The 16570-nt window shown below is 66.2% G+C and carries 15 protein-coding genes; 4 read left to right on the top strand and 11 right to left on the bottom strand.

What is annotated here, in order from left to right; genetic code table 11:
• Positions 1–56 precede the first annotated feature (56 nt).
• Positions 57–878: a posphoenolpyruvate synthetase regulatory kinase/phosphorylase PpsR gene (ppsR, locus tag DA1_RS02295; protein ID WP_012206864.1), complete on the top strand. Its 822-nt coding sequence runs from the start codon at positions 57–59 to the stop codon at positions 876–878.
• Between the two features lie 15 nt (positions 879–893).
• On the opposite strand, the gene DA1_RS02290 is transcribed toward ppsR, so the two are convergent.
• The gene (locus DA1_RS02290; protein WP_034396376.1) at positions 894–1838 is read right to left on the bottom strand and encodes a LysR family transcriptional regulator; all 945 of its coding nucleotides are present in this window, start codon (positions 1836–1838) and stop codon (positions 894–896) included.
• A 144-nt stretch (positions 1839–1982) separates the two neighbouring features.
• Between DA1_RS02290 and DA1_RS02285 the strand changes: the two genes are divergently transcribed.
• Complete coding sequence (locus DA1_RS02285; protein WP_034396379.1) at positions 1983–2264, top strand: DUF2798 domain-containing protein; 282 nt, start codon at positions 1983–1985, stop codon at positions 2262–2264.
• A 54-nt stretch (positions 2265–2318) separates the two neighbouring features.
• Here DA1_RS02285 and DA1_RS02280 read toward each other — a convergent pair whose 3' ends face one another.
• The 5 genes from DA1_RS02280 to ahpC all read right to left on the bottom strand — a co-directional run bounded on the left by DA1_RS02280 (position 2319) and on the right by ahpC (position 8781).
• Positions 2319–3443, bottom strand: coding sequence for a hemin-degrading factor (locus DA1_RS02280; RefSeq protein WP_034396382.1), 1125 nt, complete (start codon positions 3441–3443; stop codon positions 2319–2321).
• Positions 3440–3811, bottom strand: a complete 372-nt coding sequence (locus DA1_RS02275) for a hypothetical protein (protein ID WP_034398862.1) — start codon at positions 3809–3811, stop codon at positions 3440–3442. Before DA1_RS02275 ends, DA1_RS02280 begins: the two co-directional genes overlap by 4 nt.
• Before the next feature lie 66 nt (positions 3812–3877).
• Positions 3878–6166, bottom strand: a complete 2289-nt coding sequence (locus DA1_RS02270; RefSeq protein ID WP_034396385.1) for a TonB-dependent hemoglobin/transferrin/lactoferrin family receptor — start codon at positions 6164–6166, stop codon at positions 3878–3880.
• A gap of 391 nt (positions 6167–6557) precedes the next feature.
• Positions 6558–8114, bottom strand: a complete 1557-nt coding sequence (gene ahpF / locus DA1_RS02265; RefSeq protein ID WP_034396388.1) for an alkyl hydroperoxide reductase subunit F — start codon at positions 8112–8114, stop codon at positions 6558–6560.
• A 103-nt stretch (positions 8115–8217) separates the two neighbouring features.
• The gene (gene ahpC / locus DA1_RS02260; protein WP_012206871.1) at positions 8218–8781 is read right to left on the bottom strand and encodes an alkyl hydroperoxide reductase subunit C; all 564 of its coding nucleotides are present in this window, start codon (positions 8779–8781) and stop codon (positions 8218–8220) included.
• A gap of 368 nt (positions 8782–9149) precedes the next feature.
• Between ahpC and bfr the strand changes: the two genes are divergently transcribed.
• Complete coding sequence (bfr, locus tag DA1_RS02255; protein ID WP_012206872.1) at positions 9150–9626, top strand: bacterioferritin; 477 nt, start codon at positions 9150–9152, stop codon at positions 9624–9626.
• A 94-nt stretch (positions 9627–9720) separates the two neighbouring features.
• Here bfr and DA1_RS02250 read toward each other — a convergent pair whose 3' ends face one another.
• From DA1_RS02250 to DA1_RS02240, 3 genes are all read right to left on the bottom strand, one after another.
• Complete coding sequence (locus DA1_RS02250; RefSeq protein WP_034396391.1) at positions 9721–11019, bottom strand: sensor histidine kinase; 1299 nt, start codon at positions 11017–11019, stop codon at positions 9721–9723.
• A gap of 98 nt (positions 11020–11117) precedes the next feature.
• On the bottom strand, positions 11118–11837 hold the full coding sequence (locus DA1_RS02245; protein ID WP_034396394.1) for a FadR/GntR family transcriptional regulator: 720 nt from the start codon (positions 11835–11837) through the stop codon (positions 11118–11120).
• 90 nt (positions 11838–11927) lie between these two features.
• Complete coding sequence (locus DA1_RS02240) at positions 11928–13262, bottom strand: MFS transporter (RefSeq protein ID WP_013801125.1); 1335 nt, start codon at positions 13260–13262, stop codon at positions 11928–11930.
• 203 nt (positions 13263–13465) lie between these two features.
• On the opposite strand from DA1_RS02240, the gene DA1_RS02235 reads away from it, so the two are divergent.
• Positions 13466–14008 (top strand): ureidoglycolate lyase, encoded by a 543-nt coding sequence (locus DA1_RS02235; RefSeq protein WP_034396397.1) that lies wholly within the window; start codon positions 13466–13468, stop codon positions 14006–14008.
• A 73-nt stretch (positions 14009–14081) separates the two neighbouring features.
• Here the strand turns inward: DA1_RS02235 and DA1_RS02230 are convergent, their stop codons facing one another.
• Together DA1_RS02230 and DA1_RS02225 are read right to left on the bottom strand one after the other, a co-directional pair.
• Entirely contained in the window at positions 14082–15050 is a 969-nt protein-coding gene (locus DA1_RS02230; protein WP_012206877.1) for an alpha-E domain-containing protein, read from the bottom strand.
• Positions 15051–16520: a circularly permuted type 2 ATP-grasp protein gene (locus DA1_RS02225; RefSeq protein ID WP_012206878.1), complete on the bottom strand. Its 1470-nt coding sequence runs from the start codon at positions 16518–16520 to the stop codon at positions 15051–15053.
• Positions 16521–16570 lie beyond the last annotated feature (50 nt).

Genomic DNA, 16570 nt, shown 5'->3' with positions numbered 1-16570 from the left:
CATTGTAGGCGTTTGCCGTGAACCGACGGCAGCCCCCTGTCCAGAGCCCGACCACCATGCACACCCACACCATCTTCGTCATCTCCGATGGCACTGGCATTACAGCCGAGACCTTCGGCACAGCCATCATGGCCCAGTTCGACACCAAGTCGCGCCTGGTCCGCATCCCCTTCGTGGACACCATGGACAAGGTGCACCAGGCAGTGCGCCAGATCAACCATGTGGCCGAGTCGGAAAGCCACAAGCCCATCGTCTTCACCACCCTGGTCAACCAGGACATGCTCGACCTGATCGAGAGCCAGTGCAAGGGCAAGGTGTTCGACATGTTCGGCACCTTCGTGCGGCCGCTGGAGCTGGAGCTGGGCCAGAAATCGCTGCACCGCGTGGGCCGCTTCGCCGACATCAGCGAGAGCAAGGAATACCTGGAGCGCATGGAGGCCATCAACTACACGCTGGCCCATGACGACGGCCAGACCCACCAGGACCTGACGGGCGCCGACGTGATCCTGGTCGGCGTCTCGCGCAGCGGCAAGACCCCCACTAGCCTGTACCTGGCCATGCAGTTCGGCCTCAAGGTGGCCAACTACCCGCTGATCCCCGAGGATTTCGAGCGCAAGCAGCTGCCGCCCGCCCTGGTGCCCTCGCGCAAGAAGCTGTTCGGCCTGACCATCGATCCGCAGCGCCTGTCCAGCATCCGCAACGAACGCCGGCCCGACTCCAAATACGCCAGCCTCGTCAATTGCCGCTACGAGGTGGCCGAGGCCGAATCCATGATGCGCCGCAGCGGCATACCGTGGCTGTCGAGCACGACCAAGTCCATCGAGGAAATCGCCACCACCATCCTGCAGGAGGTGCTGCCCCAGCACCTGGGGCACTAGCCTCCCCTGCGCTGCTCAGGCCGGGACGTTCCAGCGCAGCATGGACTGCTGCGGCAGCGTCTCGACCAGGTAGTCCACCAGGGCACGCACCTTGGTCGGCACGTACTGGCGGTCACGAAAGCAGGCGAAGAAATCCAGCGTGGTGTCCTCGAAATGCAGCTGCCCCTTGCGCGCCGGGCCCAGGGCCAGCGGCTGCAGCAGTCCTTCGCGCATGTAGCGGTGGGCAATGAAGCTGCCGATCCAGACAATGCCGCCCCCGGCCACGGCCATCTCGGTCAGGGCATCCACGTCGCTGGCGATGGCGGTCACGCGCAGCTGCGGGTCCACGCGCTTGCCGTCGCGTGAAAACGGCCAGCGCATGAAGCGGCCATCGGCCTCGCGCCGGTACAGCAGGCAGGCATGGTCCAGCAGATCCTGGGCCGTCCGTGGCCTGCCATGGGCCTGCAGATAGGCCGGCGATGCACACAGCACGCGCGGCACGGCCGCCAGCTGGCGCACGGCCATGCCGGGCTCCAGCACATCGCGGTAACGCACGCTGATGTCCACATCTTCCTTGAGCACATCCACCTGCCGGTCCACCACCAGCAACTCCAGCTCCAGCCGGGGATGCTGCGCGGCAAAGGCCGGCAGCAGCGGCGCCAGCACATGGCGGCCAAAGGCTGCCATGCAGGCGATGCGCAGCCGGCCCTGCAACTCGCCGTGCAGCTGGGACAGGTCGGACTGCGCTTTTTCCAGCTCCTGCAGCACGGGGCCCACGCGCGCCAGATAGCGCTCGCCCGCCTCGGTCAACGCCATGGATCGCGTGGTGCGCGTGATCAGCCGCGTGCCCAACTCACGCTCCAGCCGGGCGATGTTCTGGCTGGCCGCCGCCGGAGAAATGCCCAGCTGGCGCGCCGCCGAGGCAATGGAGCCGCCTTCCAGGGCTTTGACGAAGGTCTCGATGGAGCGCAGATTAGGCACAAAAAACTATGGATGAAAAATGGATTCATCAATATAGCTTACGAGTGCACCAAGCTGCAGCCCTCTACACGGCAGCACGGGCCTTGCCTACAGTCCTGCACTTGCCGCGCCGAATCGACAAGCGGCCTGACAGGATACGCCTTCATGCCCGATACCTCTGCCTCCATCGCTCCCGCAATCCCTGCGGCGCCGAGCAGCCGCAAGCTGCACCGCCGCTTCGCGCCCATCGTCTTTGCCTTCTACATGTCGGCCATCATGGCGTTTCTGATGTGCTGCGCCATCGTCGGCGCCAACAGCGGCCTGGGCGCCGACTACCTGCAGCGCGTGATGCAGACCTATGTGCTGGCCATGCCCGTGGCCTTTGTCTGCGTGATGGTGGTGCGTCCGCTGGTGGGCAAGCTGGTGGCCGCCACCGTGCATCTCTGACGCGGCCCGACGCAGACGCAGGGCCGGATCTTTCTTTTCAGGGCCTGGGTGCTCTCAGGCCAGCGCCTGCGCTGCCAGGCGCGGCAGGCCCGCCACCAGTTCGCGCCAACCCGGCAGCTCGGCCCGGCCCGGCTTGCGCTCGCCAAAGAACATGGCCATCAGGTCGCCCTGGGCATCGAAGGCCTCGACCGAGGTGACCACGCCATCGGCCGTGGGCTTTTGCACGGCCCAGACGCTGGCGATCAGGTCGCAGCGCAGATGCAGGTTGAAATCCGGGTCCATGACATTGATCCACTGTGCGCCGCCGGGCGTGTCCATGGGCTGGATGTTGTGCACGGGGCCGGTGTGGATCTGTATGCAGCCGCCGCTGTCCACGAAGACCATGATGGGCAGGCCGTCCACGGCCGCATCGCCCAGCAACTGGGCCACGGACTCGGGCGCCAGCCGCGCGCAGTGACCGGGCACCAGGCGGAAGGCCTGCTGGCGCTCGGCGCCAAACCGGCGCAGCAGATCGAAGAATTCATGCGTGTCCTGCATGGCGGCCCAGGCAGTGCTCAGGCCGGGCACGTCGATGGCCTCGTCGGCCTGCGGCAGCGCACGCGGGCGGGCATGGCGGAACAGGTAACCAGCGCTGGGCTCGGCGAAACGCTGCACCAGCGCCTCCCATGCCTGCAGGTCGGTGGGCTCGCGCGCATGGACCTTGTGCACGGCACGGCCCTGCGCATTGAAGAACTGCAGGCTGCGCATGGCCGGCCTGCCGGCCTGGGCAGGCTGCTCGGTCACGGCATAGCCGGCATGCCATTGGGCAAAGAACATTCGCAGGTCGATGTCGCGGCCCAGGGCAAGGCCCACGCCGCCGTTGGCCGAAAGCTTCTGGTAGACCCCGGTCTTTTCGTGGACCGTGGACTCGTTGCGGGTCAGCGCCATCACGGGGCCGCAGTCCTGCAAGCCCTTCAGGATGGCCAGCCATTCGGCGCGCAGCGGCACGGCCTGGAGGCTGCCCTCGTGCTGGCCCGCATGCGCGGCAATGGCGGCGCCTTCCGGCAGGCCCAGGGAATCGGCGGCCTCCTTGGCGCGCAGGCCACCCTGGCGCGCCCGCGCAAAGCGTTGGCGGACTGCGGGAGCATCGACGGGAATCAGGAGCCCGCCCTCCTCGGCATCGTGGACGGCGCTGCTCATTGCAGGGTGTCCAGCGGTGCGTGCCAGAGCGCATGGGGCACCGGCTGGGCTGCATGGACTCCAGGCAGGGCGACTCCGGCATCGGACACGGCGCGGTGCGAGCGCGACGGCGCGCCCGCATCGGCCACTGCCTGCCAGCGTTGCTGCAGCCGCCCCAGCAGGGCGCGCATGTCATGGGACAAGCCGCCCGCGCAGGCCAGGTTTTCGAGCTGCTCGGCCACCCGGGCGGCCATGGCCGGCCTATGGGTGTCGCAGCAGCCGTGGCCGAAGCCGGTCATCAGGGCCAGCGTGGCAGCCAGCGCGGCCTCGTTCTCAGGCAGCAGGTATTCCTCGTCCTGGGCAAGGCTCTCACTCTTGGATGGATGCATGGGGTTCTCCTTGCGTTTCAGTTGGCAGCGTTGCACATGCATGCGCCCGCGCCACAGGCGCATGCTTCAGAAATCCTTGACCATCGACACCCGCACATGGCGGCCGGGCTGGCTGTAGGCGTCGGCAATCGCCGTGCTGGCAGCCAGGCCGCGCACATCGGCCCAGCGCCAGTACTTCTTGTCGGTCAGGTTGTAGATGCCGGCGTTCAGGCGCAGGTCGGGGCGTATGCGCCACTGGGCGCTCAGGTCGGCGACGGTGGCCGAGGGGCTGAGCCAGGCGGCGCTGCCGTTGGACACGTCGCCGGCCTTCTTGCCGCTCCAGTGCGAGACGTTGAACTGCACGCCCACGGCAGAGCGCTCGTAGCGCACGCCAAGCACCAGTTGCTGGGGCGAGATGGTGTCCAGCGGCTTGTCGGACTGCGTGTCCTTGCCGTCGGTATAGCCGTAGGCCAGGCGCGTCTGCCAGTCGCCGCCGGCCCGGCGGCCCCAGTCGTAGTCGGCCTTGAGTTCGAAGCCGCTGATGCGGGCGCGGCCCACGTTGATGGACTGGTAGATGGCGGGGTTGGCCGCGTTGCCGGGCTGGCCGGCAACCAGTTGCTGGTCGACGATGAAGTCCTTGTAGCGCCCCGTGAACACGGCGGCGTCCAGGCGCAGCCTGTCCATGCGCCCGCGCAGGCCCAGCTCGAAGGTCTGGCTCTTTTCGGGCCGCAGATTGGGGTTGGGAATGTTCCGGTAGAACGCCACCGGGTTCTCGAAGAAGGCATTGATCTGCCCGGCGTTGGGCGCCCGGAAGCCCGCCGCATAGTTGCCATATACGGACCAGGCCGGGCTGGCCTGCAGCATCACGCCCAGCTTGGGCGAGAGCGCGGAGTCGGAGTTGCTGACCACGGTGGGCACAAAGCCGTTCTGCCGGGGCTTGATGCTGTAGTGCTCGGCGCGCAGGCCCGGGGTCACGCTCCAGGGGCCGTTGTGCAGTTCGGCCTGGGCGAACAGGGCGGTGGCGCTTTCGGTGGTGTCGGGGAAGCGCTTGAGCGGGAAGCTCTCGCCCACGGGCGGCGTGATGCCGTTTTGCGCGTTGACCACCTTGTTGCGGAGGTAGTCCAGCCCGTAGGTGAACTTGCCGCTGGCCGAAGAACTCCAGCGCAGCAGGCGGCTGGCCTGGGCGTGCAGCTGGATCGCGTCCTCGTCATAGGTCACGTCGCGCTCGCGGTAGGGCAGGCCGATGCGCGTCTCGGTGACGAATTCGCGCGCGTCGGACTTCTGGTAGCTGGCCATCAGCTGCAGTTCGTCGGCCAGCGCCGTGCCCAGCTGCTGCCACTGGCCCTGCCAGCTGGCCCGCCAGCGCTTCATGTCGGTGCGCGAGTCGGAATTGGCCACGGTGGCCGAGCGCGCGGACAGCAGGGCGTAGTCGGCGCGCTTGTCCACGTTCTCGAAGGTGAAGACATGCTTTTGCACGGCGCTGGGCGTGAAGACCAGGCGTCCCATCAGCGATTCGCTGCGGTCTTTCTCGGGATTGGGCGTGGTGCGCGCCGCGCCCGTCACGTTGTTCGTGCCCATGTTCTCCAGCGCGTGCGAGCGGCCCAGGCCCGCCGACAGCAGCCATGCCCATTCGGGGCTGGCACGGCCCGCCACGGTGGCGCCCAGCTTGCGGCCGTTGTCCGAGCCGTCATAGCCGGCAGCCACGCGGCCGGCGATGCGCTTGTCCTTGCCCAGCAGATCGTCCGGCTGCACGGTCACGAAGTTGACCAGGCCGCCCATGCCGTCCGATCCATACAGCGCGGGCGTGGAGCCGCGCAGGATTTCCACGCGCTGCACCAGGCCCAGGTCCAGGTAGTCGCGGCCGAAGCTGTTGGCGCTGAAGCTGTAGCTGCGCGGCAGGCGCACGCCATCGACCAGCATGAGCACGCGGTTGCCATCCAGGCCACGGATGTTGAAGCCGCTGTTCTGATCGCGCCCGGCCGGAGAGGTCGCCAGAGAGAAGCGCGCCGGGGCACGCGGCACCTCGACATTGGGCAGCAGGTTGACCATCTCGCGGATGTCGCTGGCCTGCTCGCGTTCCATGCGGCCGGCGTCGATCACGTCGATGCTCATGGGCAGGGTGTCAGGGTCCTGCACCTCGCGCGAAGCGCTGATCACCATCTCCTTGAGGGCCGGGGCGCGGGTCCGTGCCCCGGACGCGGCCTGCGCCAGCAATTGCGTGTCGGCATCTCCGGCATTTGCAACGTTTGCGGCGTCTGCGGCGGCCTGCCCCGGCTCCTGCGCCAGGGCAGCGGAGGCGCACAGCAGCGCGCAGGCGGCGGCCAGGGGATGACGCGCCCGCCGGGCGCTTGATTGCATTGCGAAGTCGTAAGCCATTGCGAAGCCCTCTCTCTCTGATCAACATGGATGTGCGAGAGCTGGCTTCTGCTTGCAGCAGCTGGCGGGTGGCCCGCCAGCCGTTGGCGCGTCATGTGCTGGCTGGATGAAGAAAAATTATATGCGAATAGTTCTCATTTATTGGTTTGATCTGGCGCATGGGCCCCGGAACAAACCCTGCTGGCGCCGCGTGCCGCCAGGCAGCTATCTGTGCGACACCCACAGCGACAAGGCCCGCGCCTGAAGACGCGGGCATGAAAAATAGCCCCCACCCTCCCCTTGCTGCGCCAGGCCTTCTGCCCCTGGCAGGGCGATGAAAAAAGGGCCCGGATGCCATGGCATCCGGGCCCTTCCTCCGGCCTGCTCCGCACCATGGCGGAGCAACGGCTGGTCAGTGGCGGATCAGGTGGTCGAAGGCCGACAGCGCAGCCGTGGAGCCGGCACCGGCAGCAATGATGATCTGCTTGTACGGCACGTTGGTGCAGTCGCCTGCGCCGAACACGCCGGGCACGCTGGTGTGGCCCTTGGCGTCGATCACGATTTCGCCGAAGCGTGTCAGCTCCACCGTGCCCTTGAGCCAGTCGGTGTTGGGCAGCAGGCCGATCTGCACGAAGATGCCTTCCAGCGCCACGGTCTTGACCTCTTGCGTCGTGCGGTCCTTGTAGGTCAGGCCGGTGACCTTCTTGCCATCGCCGTTGACCTCGGTGGTCTGGGCGTTGAGGATGACCGTGACGTTGGGCAGGCTGCGCAGCTTCTTTTGCAGCACGGCGTCGGCCTTGAGCTCGCTGGCGAACTCCAGCAGCGTCACGCTGCGCACGATGCCGGCCAGGTCAATGGCCGCTTCCACGCCCGAGTTGCCGCCGCCGATGACGGCCACATTCTTGCCCTTGAACAAGGGACCGTCGCAGTGCGGGCAGTAGGTCACGCCCTTGGTGCGGTACTTGTCCTCGCCCGGCACGTTCATGTTGCGCCAGCGCGCGCCGGTCGAGAGGATGACGGTCTTGGCCTTGAGGCTGGCGCCCGAGGCGGTCTGCACCTCGATCAGCCCGCCTTCCGTGGCGGCCGGAATCAGTTTGGACGCCGTCTGCAGGTTCATGATGTCCACCTCGTAGTCGCGCACATGGCGCTCCATGGCGGCGGCCAGTTGCGGGCCTTCGGTCTTGGAGACCGAGATGAAGTTCTCGATGTCCACGGTGTCCAGCACCTGGCCACCGAAGCGCTCGGCGGCGATGCCGGTGCGGATGCCCTTGCGTGCCGCATAGATGGCAGCTGCCGCGCCGGCCGGGCCGCCGCCGACGATCAGCACGTCGAAGGCATCCTTGGCGGAAATCTTGGCCGCTTCACGCGAAGCGGCACCGGTATCGACCTTGGCCACGATCTCGGCCAGCTCCATGCGGCCCTGGCCGAAGCGCTCGCCGTTCACAAAGACGGTGGGCACGCCCATGACTTCGCGCTGCTCGACTTCCTTCTGGAACAGCCCGCCGTCGATGGCGGTATGGCTGATCTTGGGGTTGAGCACGGACATCAGGTTCAGCGCCTGCACCACGTCGGGACAGTTGTGGCAGGACAGCGAGTAATAGGTCTCGAAGTGCAGCGGCACGTCGATATTGCGCACCTGCTCCAGCAGCTCGGCCGATTCCTTGGACGGATGGCCGCCGACCTGCAGCAGGGCCAGCACCAGCGAGGTGAATTCATGGCCCAGGGGGACGCCTGCGAAACGCACGCCGCTGTCCACGCCGGGATTGGTGATCAGGAACGAGGGCTTGCGCACCTCGGCGTCGTTGTGCTCGACGACGGTGATCTTGTCGCTCAGCTCGCGGATTTCCAGCAGCAGTTCCTTCAGCTCGCGCGCACCCTGGCTGTCATCCAGCGAAGCCACCAGCTCCACCGGACGCTGCAGGCGCTCCAGGTAGGCCTGCAATTGGGCTTTCAGGTTGTTGTCAAGCATGTCGGACTCCTAGGGAAATACGAATTTTCGGAAAAAAAAGCCCGGGCGCCAGGCACCCGGGCGTCTTCAACAGTTCAACTGTGAACAGGAAGCGGTGTACCGCTTAGATCTTGCCGACCAGGTCGAGCGAAGGAGCCAGGGTCTTGTCGCCTTCTTCCCACTTGGCGGGGCAGACTTCACCGGGGTGGTTGCGGACGTACTGGGCAGCCTTGACCTTGCGCAGCAGATCGACGGCGTTGCGGCCAATGCCTTCGGCGGTGATTTCCACGGCCTGGATCACGCCATCGGGATCGACGATGAAGGTGCCGCGGTCAGCCAGGCCCTGGCCGGGACGCAGGACTTCGAAGTTGTTGCTGATTTCCCAGGTGGGGTCGCCCAGCATCGTGTACTTGATCTTGCGGATGGTGTCAGACGTGTCGTGCCATGCCTTGTGCACGAAGTGGGTGTCGGTGGACACGGAGAAGACTTCCACGCCCAGCTTTTGCAGTTCGTCGTAGTGGTCGGCCACGTCGCCCAGTTCGGTGGGGCACACGAAGGTGAAGTCAGCGGGGTAGAAGAAGAACACGGCCCACTTGCCCAGGACGTCCTTTTCGGTCACTTCGATGAACTTGCCATTCTTGAAGGCCTGCGTCTTGAAGGGCTTGATTTGGGTGTTGATCACGGACATTGCTGTTTCCTTTGTGGTTGGTGAGTGAACACAGGACGAAGTCTAGGCCCAGGCAATCGATTGATCCAATGAATTGATTGAATTCATCCGATTGCCAAAAACTATGTGAACATCCTTGGTCTCCAGGCCTGCGGGCTTGACCAGCCCGCCACCGGCCTGAAGAGGCTATTTTGGGCCGAAATATGACAAGGCAATGCAGCAACCCCGCAGCCGCGTCGGCAGCCGGCCCGCAAACGAGAACGCGCCTCATAAGCAGCCAATGCGCGATAACAGGGGTTTGCTTGATCTGACGCAGAAACCCTAGACAATCCACCCCTATAGCGGCCGGCGATCGGCGCGGTCCCCCACGTACAACAAAGGAGTTCCCCATGCAAGGCGACGCACAAGTCATCACCTGGCTGCAAGCCCAGCTCAAGAACGAGCTGACGGCCATCAACCAGTACTTCCTGCACTACCGCATGTACAAGCACTGGGGCTTCGACAGGCTGGCCAAGAAGGAATACAAGGAGTCCATCGGCGAGATGAAGCACGCCGACTGGCTCATGGACCGCATCTTCGTGCTCGACGGCCTGCCCAACCTGCAGGACCTGGGCAAGCTGCAAGTCGGCGAGGACGTGCCCGAAGCCCTGGCTTGCGACCTGAGCAGCGAGAAAACCGCGCAGCAGACCATCAAGGACGGCATCGCCCACTGCGAAAGCGTGCGCGACTATGTCTCGCGCGACCTGCTGCAAAAGATCCTGGACGATACCGAGGAGCACATCGACTACCTCGAAACCCAGCTGGACCTGATCGACAAGGTCGGCATCCAGAACTACCTGCAGTCGCAGATGGACGAAGAGTCCTGAGCATCGGACTCAGGGGCGGCGGCACAGGCCGCACCCCGCACTCGAAACGACGGGCCTGTGTGCCCGTTTTTTCATCTTCTGGCCCAGCTATCGGTCACTCGTCGGCGTATCGCAGCGGAAACAACAGAAGAAAGGTCGTGCCGGTCTGCGCGGCCGACTGCACCTCGATCGTGGCGTCCAGCAATTCCGCCAGCCGCTTGACGATGGACAGGCCGATCCCCTCGCCTGCGCCGCTGCGGTAGCTGGCCGCCGCACCGCCTTGCTGCGGCGCGCCCCCGGTGCGGACCTCCCCGGACGCCGCCGTCCCCAGGTGGCCCGAAGGGTCCATGTCCGTGGCCTGCTTGAGGGCGGCAACCAAAGGCGCCGCAGGCGCCATGCCAGGGCCCGTGTCCCCGATGGAGAGCATCCAGCGGCGCCGGTCCTCCCCATCACCCAGAGCCCACTTCACCGTGACACCGCCCTCCTGGGTGTACTTGAGCGCGTTGAGTATCAGGTTCTGCGCGATGCGGCGCAGTTTCAAGGCATCCCCTTCCACCGGCATCGTCCCCGGCCCCTGCAGGTGCAGGTACAGGCCGCGATCGTTGGCCAGGGCCTGCAGTCCCTCGCACAGATGGGTGATCACCTCGGCTGCGTCAAAGGAGGTCAGCTGGCGATGCTCGCGCCCGGCGTGCAGCTTGGCCAGCTCCGTCACGTCATCCAGCAGATGGCGCAGCGACTGGACGTTGCGGTCCAGCATGCGCAGGAGTTTCTCGCGCGACTGCGCCGGCGCATGCTGCATGCCCAGGCCATGCGTCACATTGGCCACCACGCCGACGTTGCTGCGCAGGTCATGCGCGACCTGCTCCCACAGTTGCGAGCGCTGCAGGTCCAGCGTGCTCACGTCATGCAGCGCCGCTTCCAGGTCCCGGACATGGCCCTCGGCCTCCTGCTGCTGCAGGCGGAAATACTGGGTGCTGCTGTCCTGCACGTCGCGCGTGTAGGTGGCGGCCCAGGCCTTGCGCGCAACGGGCATGGCGCCATGCGCATCGGGATGCTCCTCGGCATAGGCCTCCAGTTGCGCCACCATGACTTCGTTGAGCAGGCCCAGCTCGCGCACGACTTCATGCAGGTCATAGCCCTGTTGCCAGCGGTGCAGGCCGTGGGCGGCGGCCTGCTCGCCATCGACCGGCGGCTCGGCAGCGCCTGCCGGGGCACCGCCGAGGGTCCGCAATTGCTGCTCGAACGCGGCCAGCACGGCCGGAATGTGATCGTTCAACTGGGTGCGGGGAAGCGCCTCGCCGGCGGTCAGTGCCGGGTCCCGCCTGACGGCCTTGCGCCATGTCTGCAAGAGTCCTTCGCGCTGCGCCGCGAGGGCGTCTGCCAGTATGCAGAGTTCATTTCCTTGGCTTGTCATGGATGGGCATCCGTGGCGGTCTGTAGAGAGGGAAAAAATGCGTTGCGCCAAGGATGGTAAGGCCAAAAACCCGGCCGATCGGGCTCGTGCCGGCGCGCTTACAGGCCGGTGGGAAAGTGCACGCCCGCGCGCTGGGCAGCCTGCACGATGTGCGTGGCCATGGCCTGCTGCGCCAGTTCGGGCCGGCCCTGGGACAGGGCCTCGATGATGGCGGCATGCTCCTCGGCGGTCGCATGGCGCGCGCCGCGCTTGTAATACGGCAGGCGCTGGCTTTCCTGCATGACCTCGCCGCTGCCGCGCAGCACGTCGGCAATCGCATGGTTGCCCGAGATGGTGGCGATCTGCAGGTGAAACTCGAAATCCAGGCGCGTGGCCTGCACGAAATCGGCCAGCTCGATGCTCTGCTGCATGGCCTGCAGGTTGGCCTGCAGGGCCGCCACGTCTTCGGGCTGCACCACCAGGGCAGCCAGGCGTGCGACAAAGCCCTCCAGCGCATAGCGCAGCTGATAGACATCGGTGAGCGCATGCGAGTCGGCAAAGCGCCAGGCCTCTGCGCCAGAGGCCGGGGCGTCGGTGGCCTCGGTCACGTACATGCCCTTGCCGGGCCGCGCCACGACCAGGCCCAGCCCCTGCAGCGTGGACAGCGCTTCGCGCAGCGAGGTCCGGCTGATGCCCAGTTGCTCCGACAGGTCGCGCTGCGACGGCAGCAGCGCGCCCACCGGATACACGCCGCCCTCGATCCACTCGCGGATCACGCGGGCGGCATTGCCGGCAACGGCGGTGCTGGCGGAAGGACTGGAAGCGGTGCTGGGTTCCATGCGTTGGCAGGTCTCGGGGTCGGGGGCGGCAGGTGCGCTGATCTTAGCGACTGCGCACCGCTGCCGCGTGGTCGTGCGGCGTTGGTACCTCTACTTGTTGACCAGCTTGGCCGGCACCGTATAGGTCAGGAAGGCGCCGAACAGCAGCACGCCGGCCAGCACGAACATGGCGGCATTGGTGCTCTGTGTCGCATCCTTGATGAGGCCGATCATGTAGGGACTGATGAAGCCGGCCAGGTTGGCAAAGGAGTTGATCAGCGCAATGCCGGCTGCCGCACCCGCGCTGGACAGGATGGCCGTGGGCAGGCTCCAGAACAGCGGAGAGGTCGCCAGGCTGCCGCCCGCGGCCAGCGCCAGGGCGGCCAGCGACAGATAGACGTTGCCGCTGAAGATGGCCGACAGCATCAGGCCCGCTGCGCCCACGCAGAACGGCACGATCAGGTGCCAGCGGCGCTCGCGCATGCGGTCCGAACTGCGGCTGACCAGGTTCATGGACACCACGGCCACCGAGAACGGCACGGCCGTCAGCAGGCCGATGTGAAAGGCCCCCTCCACGCCCGACTGGCGGATCAGGCTGGGCAGCCAGAACGTGAGGCCGTACTGGCCCATGACGGTGCAAAAGCAGATCAGGGCCATCTTGATGATGCGCGGGTCGGAGAACAGCGCGCGCAGCGTCACATGGCTATCGCTCTTGCTGGCGTTCTCGCGGGCGATGTTGCGCTCCAGCAGGGTCTTTTCCGCCTCGGTCAACCAGCGTGCGGCGCGGATGCCGTTGTCCAGATACCAGAGCACGGCCAGGCCCAGGATCATCGAGGGAATGGCCTCGAGCAGGAATAGCCATTGCCAGCCGCGCAGCCCCGCCACGCCCTGCATCAGGTCCATGATGCCGCCCGACAGCGGGCCGCCCAGGATGCCCGAGACCGGAATCGCGCACATGAACAGCGCCACCATGCGGGCGCGCCGGTACGACGGAAACCAGTAGGTCATGTACAGGATCATGCCGGGGTAGAAGCCCGCCTCGGCCGCGCCCAGCAGAAAGCGCAGCACGTAGAACTGCGTGGGCGTGCTCACGAACATCATGGCCGCCGAGATCAGGCTCCACATGATCATGATCCGCGAGATGGTTGCCTTGGCGCCTATGCGGTGCATCAGCATGTTGCTGGGCACCTCGAAGAAGAAATAGCCGATGAAGAACAGCCCCGCTCCCAGGCCGTACATGGCCTCGCTGAACTGCAGGTCGGCCAGCATGTGCAGCTTGGCGAAGCCCACGTTCACCCGGTCCAGGTAGGCCGCCACATAGCAGGCCATGATGAAGGGCAGCAGGCGCCAGGCCACCTTGCGGTAGACGGCGGCCTCGGCCGGCGTTTCGCTGGCCAGCGCCGGCGCCGCGCCGGCGACCTCGGCAGATGCGGGAAGAGATGACATCAGGGAGTCCTTGGTTGAGGAGTTGCGACCAACTGGTATTACCGGTATGAAATTACGAAGCGAACGGTACCCCCAGCGCTTTGCCATGTGCACTCGCATTTACCCCAATTCAACGCAAGCAAAACCAATTCCCCGAGGTTTGACAAAAATCCGGTCCAACTGCAAACTGGTATTACCAGTATGAAAACAAGAGGCAAAACTTCGTGAACACCTTGTCAGAGACCCGCCCCGCCAGCCTTTGCCTGCGCGCCCAGCCGCTGACCGCCGAGGCCTTTGCCGAGTTTGGCGAGGTCCTGGACAGCACAGGCCACACACCGCTGCTCATCAACGATGGCATGACCGAGCGCTACCACGCCCTGGCCCGCGTGGACACGGGCGGCAGCGAAGGCCATGGGCTGATCAACCTGTTCCATGCCCGGCCCTATGCGCTGCCCCTGCGGCTGACCAGCATGGAGCGCCACCCCCTGGGCAGCCAGGCTTTCATGCCGCTGGATGCGCAGCCCTTCATCGTGGTGGTGGCCCCCCTGGGCGAACAGGTGGCAACCGCCGACCTGCGCGCCTTCATCACCAACGGCCGCCAGGGCGTGAACTACCGGCGCGGCGTCTGGCACCACTCGCTGATCGCGTTGAATGCGCCGGCGCGCTTCATCGTGATCGACCGTGGCGGCCCTGGCGACAACTGCGACGTGCTGCCCATCGGCGGCGCCGAGGGCGTTGTGCTGGACCTGGACAGCGCGCAGGCCTGAATTCGGCCCGCCCAATGAACCAATGAACAAAGCCGCCCGAGGGCGGCTTTGTGCTGCATGGCGGCCGGCGGACTCAGGCGGGCACCAGAAAGTCCCGGCTGATGCCCTGGCCCAGGTCGTGCACACGGTCCAGGAACTGCGTGAGATAGGCGTGCAGGCCCGTGGCCAGGATTTCGTCGATGCGCGCATAGCGCAGGTCGGCCAGCAGGCGGCCTGCCTTGCGCTGGGTCTCGCGCGACTGGGCGTTGGCCACGCTTTCCAGGTTGGCCACCACCTCCAGCATGCTGGCCAGCAGCGAGCGCGGCATGTCGCTGCGCAGCATCAGCAGCTCGGCCACGCGCTCGGGCGTGATCACGTCGCGGTAGACCTTGCGGTAGACCTCGAAGGCCGAGACACTGCGCAGCAGCGCGCTCCAGTGGTAGAAGTCGAACGGCGTGGCCGCCTTGCCCGATGCGCCGTTGCGTGCGCTGCCGTGGTAGTCGCGCTCGATGGCGTGGAACTTCACGTCCAGCAGGCGTGCCGTGTTGTCGGCGCGCTCGATGAAGGTGCCCAGGCGCAGGAAGTGGAAGGCCTCGTCCTGCAGCATGGTGCCCAGCGTCACGCCGCGCGACAGGTGCGAGCGGTGCTTGACCCATTCGAAGAACTGGCCCGGATCGCGCTCCCAGTCGCCCTCGGCCAGCAGGCGCTTGAGCTCCAGCCAGGTCTGGTTCTGGGTCTCCCAGGCCTCGGTGGTCAGCGCGCCGCGCACGGCGCGCGCGTTCTCCCGCGCAGCGCGCAGGCAGGAGGCGATGGACGAGGAGTTGCTCTCGTCGCGCACCATGAAGTGCAGCACGGCCTCGCGCTGTACCTCGCCGTGGCGGGCGGCGTAGGAGGGGATCAGCTCGCTGATGGACAGCACGCCCTGCCAGGCCTTGCGCGCCACCTGCGGCGCCTGGGGCAGCATGGAGGTGTCATAGGAGACGTTGAGCATGCGGGCGGTGTTCTCCGCACGCTCCGTGTAGCGGGACATCCAGTACAGATGATCGGCAGTACGGCTGAGCATTCAATGTCCTCCCTCGTTTGACTCACCGGCCCCCAGCACCCAAGTGTCCTTGGTGCCGCCGCCCTGTGATGAATTGACCACCAGCGAGCCCTCCTTGAGCGCCACGCGCGTGAGGCCGCCGGCCACCATGCGCACCTGATTGCCGCTGAGCACGAAGGGCCGCAGATCGATATGCCTTGGCGCTATGCCCTGCTCCACCAGGGTGGGGCAGGTGGACAGCGCCAGCGTGGGCTGCGCGATATAGCCGCCGGGATTGGCGATGAGCGCGCGGCGGAAATCCTCGATCTCGCCGCGCGAGGCGGCAGGCCCGATCAGCATCCCGTAGCCACCGGCGCCGTGGACTTCCTTGACCACCAGTTCGTCCAGGTGGTCGAGCACGTAGCGCAGGTCATCGGGCTTGCGGCACAGCCAGGTCGGCACGTTCTGCAGGATGGGCTCCTCGCCCAGATAGAAGCGGATCATCTCCGGCACATAGGGGTAGACCGATTTGTCATCGGCCACACCCGTGCCCGCTGCATTGCAGATGCTCACGTTGCCGGCACGGTAGGCGCGCATGAGGCCGGGGCAGCCCAGCGTGGAGGTGGGGCGAAAGACTTCGGGGTCGAGAAAATCATCGTCCACGCGCCGGTAGATCACGTCCACGCGCTGCGGGCCGCGCGTGGTGCGCATGTAGACAACGTCCTTGTCCACCACCAGGTCCTGGCCCTCGACCAGCTCCACGCCCATTTGCTGGGCCAGGAAGGCATGCTCGAAGTAGGCGCTGTTGTGCATGCCGGGCGTCAGCACCACCACCGTGGGCTCGGGCGTGCCGGCCGGCGCGCTGGCGCGCAGCGTCTCCAGCAGCATGTCGGGATAGTGGGCCACGGGCTCCACGGGATGGCGCGAGAACAGGTCCGGGAACAGCCGCATCATCATGCGCCGGTTCTCCAGCATGTACGACACGCCCGAGGGCACGCGCAGGTTGTCCTCCAGCACGTAGTACACGCCCTCGCCCTGGGCATTGGCAGCGCGCACGATGTCGATGCCGGCAATGTGGGCGTAGATGCCGCCCTGCACCGCCAGGCCCCGCATCTCGGGCCGGTACTGGCTGTTGTTCAGCACCAGTTCGCGCGGCACCAGGCCCGCGCGCAGGATCTCCTGGTCGTGATAGACATCGTGCAGGAAGCGGTTGAGCGCCGTCACGCGCTGCACCAGGCCCGCCTGCATTCGCGACCATTCATGTGCGGGAATGACGCGCGGTATCAGGTCGAAGGGGATGAGGCGCTCGTTGCCGGCGCCGCTTTCGTCCTTGTCGCCGTAGACGGCGAACGTGATGCCGACGCGCCGGAAGATGATCTCGGCCTCGGCGCTGCGCGCTCGCAGCGTCTGTTCGGACTGGCGCGCAAGCCATTGCGCGTAGTCCTTGTAGTGCAGGCGCACATCGCTGCCGTCGAACGGCGTCATCGTGTACATCTCGTCAAATGGATGCATTCGTCACCTCCTGTCGCTGCATGTGTACGGGGTCTAGCAAGCTACGGGCC

It is taken from the genome of Delftia acidovorans NBRC 14950 (assembly GCF_001598795.1).
GTDB classification, from domain to species: domain Bacteria; phylum Pseudomonadota; class Gammaproteobacteria; order Burkholderiales; family Burkholderiaceae_C; genus Comamonas; species Comamonas acidovorans.
Note: the sequence above shows the minus strand (reverse complement) of the source record. Positions and strands in the feature narration are given on the sequence as shown.